Raw genomic sequence first — 10,148 nt, 5'->3', positions numbered from 1 at the left:
GGCCCCGGCCCCCGCCCCCGTGCTGCGCGTCCGCGGGGTGCGCAAGGCGTACGGCCGCCACCCCGTGCTGCGCGGGGTCGACCTCGACCTGCCGGCCGGCTGCATGGCGGGCGTCGTCGGTGAGAACGGCTCGGGGAAGACCACGCTGCTCCGCGTCCTCGCCGGGCAGACCAGGCCGGACGGGGGAACGGTCGACTGCCCCGGGCCGGTCGGCTACTGCCCGCAGGAGACGGTCCTGAACCCGGCGTTCACCGTGGACCAGCACCTGGAGCTGTTCCACGTCGCCTACCGCCTCCCCGACCCCCGCCGGGCGTACGAACTGCTGGACGCGCTGCGGTTCACCGCCTACCGCCATCACCGCGTCGGCGCCCTCAGCGGCGGCACCCGGCAGAAGCTCAACCTCGTCCTCGCCCTGATGCACGACCCGCCGCTGCTCCTGCTCGACGAGCCGTACCAGGGCTTCGACTGGGAGTCGTACCAGCGCTTCTGGGAGCTCGCCGGTGAACTCCGCGCCGGCGGCCGTTCGTTCCTCCTGGTCTCGCACATCGCCTACGACACCGCCCGCTTCGACCGGCTCTGGCGGCTGGAGGACGGCCGGCTGGCCGAGGGCGCGCGGCCGGGGGCCGGTCCGGCGACGGAGGGGTGACGATGCCGCCCACCACGCACCGGCAGCCCACCGCTCCCCAGCCGCCCACCGCGACGACGCGGCCCACCGCCTGGACGTACTTCTCCACCGCCGCCCGCTTCGCGCTGGTCGAGCACGTCCGCAACCGCCTCGCCCTCGTCCTCGTCGTGCTGTTCGTCCCGCTGTGGATCTCGCTCGGGCACGTGGTCGTCGACGCGAGCGAGGTGCGCTTCCTGCTGCGGGCCACGCATGGGACGGTCACCGCGCACGGCAACGACCTCGGCAACATCACGGGCGCCCTCAACGCGGTCACCCTCATCGTCGGTTTCATGATGTTCTCGGTCACGTTCCGGGCGGCCGGGTTCGACCGGCGGCTGGCGATGGCCGGCTACCCGCGCCGTCACCTCATCATGGCCAAGTTCGCGGCCCTCGTCGTCGTCGCGGCCGTCACCTGCGCGTACGCCACCTGCGCGGTCTGCTTCTACTGGTCGCCCCGGCGGCCCTGGCTGCTCGCGCTCGCCCTGGCCTGCGGGGCGCTGACGTACGGCGGGCTGGGGGTGATGCTGGGCGCCCTGTTCCGCTCCGAACTCGCGGGCATGCTCCTGATCATCATGACGAGCATCATCGACACCGGTCTGCAGAGCCCGCTCGCCAACCCGGTCGCCGACGACGACATCATCCGCTACCTCCCCTCCTTCGGCGCCATGCAGGTCGCCACGACCGCCGGCTTCCGCGACGCGATCCCGCTGCCGTACCTCCTCCTCGGCCCGCTCTGGTTCGCGGGCGCGCTCCTCGTGGCGGCCCTCACCTTCCGCTTCCACACCCGCGACCGCCGGAACGCCTTCCCGGACGGGTGACTGACGACGGACGGCGGGAGACGTAAGGCCCCGGGCACAGAGGCGGGGCAGGGCGCATGGCGGGGCACCGGAAGGGGTAGCACCTGCCCAGTGCCACATACCGTCAGCGATCCCGACATTCCGCTAAACGACCGTTTCGAGGGGAATCAGCCGGTCCGGCTCGCCGGGTACCGCGCCCGGCGCCCCGGAGCCGTTTTTTCACCGCCGGTATCCGCGACCCCCGCCGCGCCGGAAGGCCGCCGGGGGCCCGTAGCGAGGAGACGAGATGCCCGAACCGAGCGCCGGCGAGCGACGGTCGCTGACCGTGGGGGTGGTGGCCGCGCGCACCGGGCGGCTGGCGCGGCTGGGCGACCCGCTCGCCTACGTCACCGGCCTGCTCCGGCCGCGACTGCGCCGCCTGGTCAACGGGGGCCGGGAGTACACCGTACGGCTGGTGGAACGCGACAGCCGGTCCACCGCGGAGGGCGCCCGGCAGGCGGTCCTCGACCTCGTCCACGGCGAGGGCGCGGGGATCGTCCTCACCCTGGCCGGCACCCAGGTGCTGCCGGCCGTCGCCGACACCTGCGAGGCGGCCGGCGTGCCCTGCGTCTCCAGCACCTTCCCGTGGCAGGTGTACTACTACGGGCGCGGCGCGGACGACACCACTCCGTTCCGCTGGACGTACCACTTCTGCTGGGGCCTCGACGCCATCGCCGAGGTGTTCGCGGACCTGTGGGAGGCGGCCGGCGGACAGGCCGGGACGGTGGGCTGCCTCTGGAACGACGGACCGCAGGGCACCTGGTCGCGGCACGAGCGGCACGGCTTCGCACCGGCCGCCCGGGCCCGCGGCCACCGCCTCGTGGACCCCGGCGCGTACCCGGAGCCGGCGGCCGATCTCGCCGCGCACGTCACGGCGTTCGCCGAGGCCGGCGCGGACTTCGTCACCAGCGCCGCCACGGGCCGTGACCTGGCCCTGTTCCGCCGGCAGGCCGCCGCCCTCGGCAGCCCGCCCCGCCTGATCACCTGCTCCCGCTGGCTCGCCTACCCGCCCTCGGTGACCAGCACCGGCGAACGGCCCGCACAGGCCGGGGTCGCGACCCTCGTCTACTGGACCCCCGTCCACCCCTACCGCTCGTCCCTCGACGGCACGACCGCGGGCGAACTGGCCGCCGGGTACGAACAGGCCACCGGACGGCAGTGGCTCCAGCCCCTCGGCCTCGCCCACGCCCTCGTCGAAGTGGCCGCGCACGCCCTGCGCACCGCCGCTGACCCCACCGACCGGCACGCCCTGGCGAAGGCACTCGCCGCCACCCGCCTGGACACCATCGCCGGCCCCCTCGACTGGACAACCGGCCCCACCCCGAACATCGCCACCATCCCCCTCGCCGGCGGGCAGTGGCAGCGCGGTGCGCGCCACGACTACGAACTGGCGGTCGTGACCAATCGCCGGGTGCCCGGTCTGCCGTGCACCGCCGGTCTCGTCCCGACCGGATGACGGTGCGCCATGGGGGTACGGGGGCCGGTCGGATCACGGGACGGCGGGTGCCGTGGGTGGCGGCGCGGTGATGGTGAGGTCCGTGTTCAGGCGGGTCGTCAGTTCGTCGGCCAGGTCGGGGACGTGGGCGGCCGCCCACTGTCGGGTGAGTGTGAGGAAGCCCCGGAGGTCGTCCCCCACGGAGCACAGGACGCCCGGCAGGTCGGCGACGGGTATCTCGATGGGGCGGGTGGGAGGCGGCTCGGCCGCGAAGCCGCCGTCGGGCCAGAGGCGCACGGTCGTGCCGGTGAGCTCCACGCGCGGTGTCGGGTCGTGCCCCCACCAGGGCAACTCGCCGTCCGCCAGGGCGGACCACGCGCGCCAGTCCGCCAGATCGGAGCAGCAGCCCGGGCGCACGGTGATGCCGAGGCCCGTGTGGTGGAAGCGCAGGCCGCCGTCGGCGGACGACCCGAGCGTGTGGGCGGTCAGCGCCGCCATGGCGGCGCCGACCTCGTCCGGCGTCATCCCGCCGGACAGGGCGAGCGGCCGGTACGGGGGGAGGCCGGCCACCGGCCATGCGGTGAAGCCGGTGGTGTCGGCGGTCTCCAGGACGATGTCGACGATGAGCATGGGGTCAGTCTCCGGGGTGCCGGGCGGGGATGTCCGTTCTTTTTCCGGTGCCCCGGTGGGGGGTTTCCGGGCCGTCGTTCTGGTGAGGGAGGGCGGTTCGGGCGCGTGGGGACGAGCGCGTCGGGCGCCGGTATCGGACACGCGGGCGCTTCGCGTCCGCGCTCCCGGTCCGGGCGTCTGGTATTCGTGCCCTCACCACCGTCACCCCGTGCCGCCCGCATGGGCGGCCGGGGCCCGGGTAACCGGGGGGCGATTCGCGTCGCGCGGGCGAGCAGGTGAACGGCCCGAGCGGGCCGGGATGAGCAGGTGAGCATGGTGAGCAGGGAGGAGCGGTGATGCCGGACAAGGCCCGTGTCGCCGCCGCGGCCGAGCTGCCCGTGTGGTGGGCCGGGCTCATGCTGCTGTGGGTGGTGCTGATCGGTCCCGTGGACGCGCTGGAGGCCGGGGCCGGGGCGGTGGCCGCGGCGGGCGGGGCGTGGGCGGCCAGGGCGGCGCGTCGGGCGGCGGAGCGGTGAACTGGTGGCTGGCGGGCGCCGCCCTGCTGATCGCCGGCGGGCTCGGCCCCTGCCTGTGGGGCGCGGCGACGGGCGGGACCGGGCGCCGGATGACCGCGCAGAACACCGCGACGCTGCTGCTGTGCCTGGTGTTCCTGCTGCTCGCCCAAGGGTACGGGCGGCCCGCCTATACGGACCTCGCCCTCGTCGTCTCCGTCCTCGGGCCCGTGGGGACCCTCGTCTTCGTCCGGCTCTTCGAGACATCCGATGATGCGGAGGCCGCTGGTTCGAGAGGGAAGGCCCCGGGCCGGGAAGCCTCCGCCGGCACCCGTCTCCTCGGCCCTTTCGTCACGGCAGCCACCCTCGCCACCGTCGTCCCGCTCTGCGTCGCCGCCGGGCCCGGCCGGGCCATGGTCAAGGTGCTCGTCATCGGCGCGCTGCTGCTGGCCGGGGGAGCGGTCACCACCCGGGCGGTGCACGGTGGATGACGTGCTCGGCGGCCTCGCGCTGCTCTTCGTCGCGGTGGCCGCGACCGCCGCCGTCCTCAACCGGGACCCCGCCCGGCAGGCGCTCGTCCTGTCGGTCCTCGGCCTCGGGCTCGCCCTGCTGTTCACCGTGTTCCAGGCGCCGGACGTCGGCCTCTCGCAACTCGCCGTCGGGTCCGCCGTCACCCCGCTGATGATCCTGCTGACGGTCCGCAAGGTGCGGCGGATCCACCGGGCCCGGCGCGACGGGAACGACGACGGGCCGCCCGGATGAGCCGCCGCGTCCGGCTGTGCGTCCTGGCCGCGGGGCTGCTCGCCACCGCCGCCCTGTTCCTCGCCGCCTGCCTCGAACTGCCGCGCTTCGGCGGCGACCGGCACCCCTACGGCGACCGTGCCGTCCACGCGGCGCTGCTCCGGCACACCGCCAACGCCGTCTCCGCCGTCAACTTCGACCAGCGGGCCCTGGACACCCTCGGCGAGGAGAGCATCCTGTTCGCCTCCGTCCTCGGCACCGTCGTCCTCCTGCGGCAGACGAGCGACGAGCGCCGTACCGCCCCCGCGCCCGCGCGCGTGACGGCCCGCACCCGCCGCTACGGCCTGCTCCTGCTGCCCGTCACCCTGCTCATCGGCCTCTACGTCGTCGCCCACGGGCAGCTCAGCCCCGGCGGCGGCTTCCAGGGCGGTGTCGTCGTGGCCACCGCCGTCCACCTGCTGTACATCGCCGTCGACTACCGCGCCCTGGAACGCGTCCGGCCCCTCGGCCCGTACGAGATCGCCGACGCCGCCGGAGAGGCCGCGTACGTCCTCGTCGGCGCGGGCGGGCTGGTGGCCGGGGCCGCGTACCTGGCGAACGTGCTGCCGTACGGGACGTTCGGCACCCTCGCCTCGGGCGGCACCGTACCGCTGCTCAACGCCGCCGTCGGCGTGGAGGTCGCCGCTGCCGTGGTCGTCCTGCTGGCCCGGTTCCTCGGCCAGGCCCTGGAGATCGAGGGCGGCGACGGGAAAGGGAGCGACAGGAAGGGGAGCGACGGTAAGGGGAGCGACAGGAAAGGGAGCCCGGCATGAGCGTTCTGCCCTATCTCACCGCCGGCTGGATCTTTCTGGTCGGCGTGTACGGCATGGCCACCAGCCGCGACCTCGTCCACACCGTCGGCTGCCTGTCCGTCACCCAGTCGTCCACCTACGTCCTGCTCCTCGCCGTCGGCTACCGCGACGGCGCCACCGCGCCCGTCTTCTCCGACATCCCGCCCGGCTCCCGGCCCGTCGTCGACCCCGTCGTGCAGGCCCTCACCCTCACCGACGTCGTCGTCGGCGCGACGGTGACGGCGCTGCTGCTCGCCCTCGTCGTGCAGATCGCCAAACGGCACGGCACCACCGACCCCGACGCCCTGTCCGAACTGAAGGGCTGACCCGGTGGACCGGCTGCTCCCGCTGATCGTCGTGGTACCGCTGCTCGGCGCCGCCCTGCTGGCCGGCGCCGGGCGCCGGATGCCCCGGGCGGTCGCGGAGAGCCTCGGCTGCCTCTGCGCCGCCGTCTCCGCCGGGCTCGCCGTGGGCGCCCTCGCCGGCGGGCCGTACGTCGTCTGGGCCGGCGACTGGCGGCCCGTCCACGGCCACGGGGTGGGCATCGTCCTCACCGGCGACCGCACCGGCACCGGCCTGGCCGCCCTCACCTCGCTCCTCGTCGTCACCGTCCTCGCCTACGCCTGGCGCTACTTCGACGAACCGCCGCGCGGCCACGCCGGCGCCTTCCCCGCGCTCATCCTCCTCTTCCAGGCGGGCATGTGCGGCTTCGCCCTCACCGGGGACCTCTTCAACGCCTTCGTCTTCTTCGAGCTCATGGGCGTCGTCGGCTACGCCCTCACCGGCTACCGCGTCGAAGAGGCCCGGCCCGTCCAGGGCGCGCTCGCCTTCGGCTTCGTCAACTCCCTCGGCGGCTACGCCACCCTCCTCGGCATCGCCCTGCTCTACGCCCGCACCGGCGAACTCGGCATGGCCCAGGCCGGGCGCGAACTCGACGCCCTCGGCCGCCACGACGCCCTGATCCTCGCCTCGTTCGTCCTCATCCTCACCGGACTGCTGGTCAAGGCCGCCGCCGTCCCCTTCCACTTCTGGCTGCCGGACGCCCACGCCGTGGCCCCGACGCCCGTGTGCATGCTGCTCTCCGGCGTCATGGTGGAGATGGGCGTCTACGGCGCCGCGCGGGTGTACGTCACCGTGTTCGCCGGCCCCGGCGGCGTCCCCGCCGAGGACTTCCGGCGCGCCCTGACCGTCCTGGGCCTGCTCACCGCGCTGACCGGCGCCGCCCTGTGCTGGCAGCAGCGGCACCTCAAACGGCTCCTCGCCTTCTCCACCGTCGCCCACACCGGCCTGTTCCTCACCGGACTCGCGGCGCTGGAGCCCGAGGGCGTCACCGGCGTGTTCCTGTACGTCCTGGGGCACGCGGGCGCCAAGGCCGCCCTGTTCGCCTGTACCGGCGCGCTCCTCGACCGCTACGGGAGCGTCGACGAGCACCGGCTGCACGGGCGGGCCCGGGAGATGCGCGGCGTCGGCCTCCTCTACGCGGCCGGCGGGCTTGCCCTCGCCGGGCTGCCGCCGTTCGGGACCGCGCTCGGCAAGGCGCTGGCCGAGGAGCGGGCCGCGTGGCTGACCGCGCTGTACGTCGTCGTCTCGGCCGTGACCGGGGGCGCCGTGCTGCGCGCCGCCGCGCGCGTGTTCCTCGGCGCCGGGCCCCGCGAGGAGGACGACTGCGGCGCCCCCGAGACCACCGGCGACCAGGAGGAACCCGAGACCGACCGCCGAGTGCGCCGGCTGCCCTCCCTCATGGCCGGCGCCGCCGCCCTCCTCCTCGCCGGCTCCCTCGCCGTCGGCACCGTCCCCGCCCTCGCCCGGGCCGCGTCCGGCGCCGCGCACGCCTTCACCGACCACACCGGTTACGCGGCCACCGTGCTCGACGGCGCGCATGCCGCGCCCGGCACCGGGCACCCGTACGCGTGGTGGAGCCTGACCGGCGCGGGCCTCGGCCTGCTCTCGGCGGTGCTCGCCACCGGGCTCGCGGCGCTCGGCGTACGCGGCGCCGTCCCGGCCCGGCGGTGGGCGGCCCCACTGCGCCGGCTGCACTCCGGGCACGTCGGCGACTACGTCGCGTGGACGGCGGCCGGCATCGGGCTGCTGTCGGCGCTGGTCCTGTGGCCGGGCGGCTGACCGGGCCCGTCGCCCGGACGGCCGGGGCGGCGGGAGCGACCGGGGCGGGCCCCGCCGTGCGGGTGCCCCCGATCGGGCGCCCACGCCCTGCGGCGCCCCGCGCCCGGTGCCACGGTGGTGCGTGGACGACCGGTGGCGCGCCCGGCCCGCCGAACGGAGGGAGAGCCGATGACGGACGGACGGGCGACAGGGGAGACAGGGGCGACAGGGGAGACAGGGGAGACTGAGGAAAAGGCGCTGAGCGCGGCCCGCCGGGCGCTGAGCCGGCGCGTCGACGGCGAGGTGCGCTTCGACGCCGGCAGCCGCGGCGCGTACTCCACCGACGGCTCCAACTACCGGCAGCCGCCCCTCGGTGTCGTCCTGCCGCGCACCGTCGACGCCGGCGCGGAGGCGGTCGCGGTGTGCGCCGAGTACGGCCTGCCCGTCCTCTCCCGCGGCGGCGGCACCAGCCTCGCCGGCCAGACCACCAACCGGGCCGTCGTCATCGACTGGTCCAAGTACTGCCACCGGCTCGTCTCGGTCGACCCCGAGGCCCGCACCTGCGTCGTCGAACCCGGCATCGTCCTCGACGACCTCAACCGGCAACTCGCGCGGTACAAACTGAAGTTCGGACCCAAGCCGTCCACCCACGGCCAGTGCACCCTCGGCGGCATGATCGGCAACAACTCCTGCGGCGCCACCGCCCAGGCCTACGGCAAGACCGTCGACAACGTCCGCCGCCTGGAGATCCTCACCTACGACGGCCTCCGCTGCTGGACCGGCCCCACCACGGACGACGAGTACGAGCGGATCCAGGCCGCCGGCGGCCGCCGCGCGCAGCTGTACCGGGGGCTGCGCGGCCTCGCCGAGCGCCACCTCGCCGAGATCCGGCTCGGCTTCCCCCGCATCCCCCGCCGCGTCTCCGGCTACAACCTCGACTCCCTCCTCCCCGAGAACGGCTTCGACGTCGCCCGCGCCCTCGTCGGCAGCGAGGGCACCCTCGTCACCGTCCTCCACGCCGAGCTCGACCTCGTCCCCGTACCGGACGCCGCCACCGTCGTCGTCCTCGGCTACGACGACATCTGCGCCGCCGCCGACGACGTCCCCCGCCTCCTCGACCTGTCCCGCCCCGACCAGCTGGAGGCCATCGACCACCGCATGGCCCAGCTGATGCGCGAGGAAGGGGCCTACCTCGAATCCCTCGACCGCTTCCCCGCCGGGGACAGCTGGCTGCTCCTCCAGTTCACCGGCGACAGCACCGAGGAGACCGACGAGAAGGCCCGCGCCCTCCTGCGGGCCATCGACCGGAACGAGGACGACCCGGACGTCGCCCTCTCCGACGACCCCGAACGCGAACAGGAGATGCTCAAGGCCCGCGAGGCCGGACTCGGCGTCACCGCCCGGCCGCCCGACGACCGCGAGACCTGGGAGGGCTGGGAGGACTCCGCCGTCCCGCCGGAGCGCCTGGGCGACTACCTGCGCGACCTCAAGAAACTGTTCGCCGAGTTCGGCTACGAGAGCGCCTCGCTCTACGGGCACTTCGGCCAGGGCTGCGTCCACACCCGCGTCCCCTTCGGCCTGCGCACCGCCGAGGGGGTGGCGTCCTTCCACCGCTTCCTGCACCGCGCCGCCGACCTCGTCCACGCCTACGGCGGCTCGCTCTCCGGCGAACACGGCGACGGGCAGGCCCGCGGCGAACTGCTCGTCCGCATGTTCGGCGAACGGCTCGTGGGGGCCTTCGGGGAGCTCAAGCACCTCTGCGACCCCGACAACCGGATGAACCCGGGCAAGGTCGTCCACCCCAACCGGGCCGACGCGAACCTCCGGCTCGGCCCGCTCTGGCGGCCCTCCGTCGAGGACACCCACTTCCGCTACCCGCACGACGACCACGAGTTCGGCCGCGCCGTGCTCCGCTGCGTCGGCGTCGGCAAGTGCCGCACCAGCACCGGCGGCGTCATGTGCCCCTCCTACCGCGCCACCCGCGAGGAGGAGCACTCCACCCGCGGCCGGGCCCGGCTCCTCTTCGAGATGCTGAACGGCCACGAGGACTCCACCGTCACCGACGGCTGGCGCTCCACCGCCGTCCGCGACGCCCTCGACCTCTGCCTCGCCTGCAAGGGCTGCAAGTCCGACTGCCCGGTCGGCGTGGACATGGCCACCTACAAGGCCGAGTTCCTCGCCCACCACTACGCCGGCCGGCTCCGCCCCGCCGCCCACTACGCGCTCGGCCGGCTCCCCGTCTGGGCCCGGCTCGCCCGCGCCGCCCCCCGCGCGGCCAACGCGCTGCTCCAGGCCCCGGGGGTGGGCGCCGTCGGCAAGCGCCTCGCCGGGGTGGCGGGGGAGCGGGAACTCCCGCTGTTCGCCGAGGAGTCCTTCCAGGAGTGGTGGCGGCGACGGAGCTCACCCGCCACACCCGCCCCC

11 protein-coding genes are annotated in these 10,148 nt (G+C 75.0%); 10 read left to right on the top strand and 1 reads right to left on the bottom strand.

All coding sequences use genetic code 11. The features are described 5' to 3' along the window. The 3 genes from ACSNOK_RS25585 to ACSNOK_RS25575 all read left to right on the top strand — a co-directional run. Positions 1-646: ABC transporter ATP-binding protein (locus ACSNOK_RS25585; RefSeq protein WP_436783125.1), on the top strand; the 646-nt coding region annotated here is incomplete at its 5' end. A gap of 2 nt (positions 647-648) precedes the next feature. After that, positions 649-1,482, top strand: coding sequence for an ABC transporter permease (locus ACSNOK_RS25580; protein WP_436783124.1), 834 nt, complete (start codon positions 649-651; stop codon positions 1,480-1,482). 265 nt (positions 1,483-1,747) lie between these two features. Further along, positions 1,748-2,956 carry an ABC transporter substrate-binding protein gene (locus ACSNOK_RS25575; RefSeq protein WP_436783123.1) on the top strand — a complete coding sequence of 403 codons (1,209 nt, stop codon included), beginning with the start codon at positions 1,748-1,750 and terminating at the stop codon, positions 2,954-2,956. 33 nt (positions 2,957-2,989) lie between these two features. Here ACSNOK_RS25575 and ACSNOK_RS25570 read toward each other — a convergent pair whose 3' ends face one another. Then, positions 2,990-3,565, bottom strand: a complete 576-nt coding sequence (locus ACSNOK_RS25570; RefSeq protein ID WP_436783122.1) for a hypothetical protein — start codon at positions 3,563-3,565, stop codon at positions 2,990-2,992. A gap of 335 nt (positions 3,566-3,900) precedes the next feature. On the opposite strand from ACSNOK_RS25570, the gene ACSNOK_RS25565 reads away from it, so the two are divergent. From ACSNOK_RS25565 to ACSNOK_RS25535, 7 genes are all read left to right on the top strand, one after another. After that, positions 3,901-4,080: a hypothetical protein gene (locus ACSNOK_RS25565; RefSeq protein ID WP_436783121.1), complete on the top strand. Its 180-nt coding sequence runs from the start codon at positions 3,901-3,903 to the stop codon at positions 4,078-4,080. Then, positions 4,077-4,547, top strand: a complete 471-nt coding sequence (locus ACSNOK_RS25560; RefSeq protein ID WP_436783120.1) for a monovalent cation/H+ antiporter complex subunit F — start codon at positions 4,077-4,079, stop codon at positions 4,545-4,547. The genes ACSNOK_RS25565 and ACSNOK_RS25560 overlap by 4 nt, the downstream gene beginning before the upstream one ends. After that, entirely contained in the window at positions 4,540-4,818 is a 279-nt protein-coding gene (locus ACSNOK_RS25555; protein ID WP_436783119.1) for a Na(+)/H(+) antiporter subunit B, read from the top strand. The genes ACSNOK_RS25560 and ACSNOK_RS25555 overlap by 8 nt, the downstream gene beginning before the upstream one ends. Continuing rightward, entirely contained in the window at positions 4,815-5,609 is a 795-nt protein-coding gene (locus ACSNOK_RS25550; protein ID WP_436783118.1) for an MnhB domain-containing protein, read from the top strand. Before ACSNOK_RS25555 ends, ACSNOK_RS25550 begins: the two co-directional genes overlap by 4 nt. After that, entirely contained in the window at positions 5,606-5,953 is a 348-nt protein-coding gene (locus ACSNOK_RS25545) for a sodium:proton antiporter (RefSeq protein ID WP_436783117.1), read from the top strand. Before ACSNOK_RS25550 ends, ACSNOK_RS25545 begins: the two co-directional genes overlap by 4 nt. Positions 5,954-5,957: 4 nt before the next feature. After that, on the top strand, positions 5,958-7,748 hold the full coding sequence (locus ACSNOK_RS25540; protein ID WP_436783116.1) for a complex I subunit 5 family protein: 1,791 nt from the start codon (positions 5,958-5,960) through the stop codon (positions 7,746-7,748). A gap of 168 nt (positions 7,749-7,916) precedes the next feature. Beyond that, positions 7,917-10,148: FAD-binding and (Fe-S)-binding domain-containing protein (locus ACSNOK_RS25535; RefSeq protein ID WP_436783115.1), on the top strand; the 2,232-nt coding region annotated here is incomplete at its 3' end.

Source organism: Streptomyces sp. URMC 126 (assembly GCF_051386555.1).
Lineage (GTDB): Bacteria > Actinomycetota > Actinomycetes > Streptomycetales > Streptomycetaceae > Streptomyces.
Note: the sequence above shows the minus strand (reverse complement) of the source record. Positions and strands in the feature narration are given on the sequence as shown.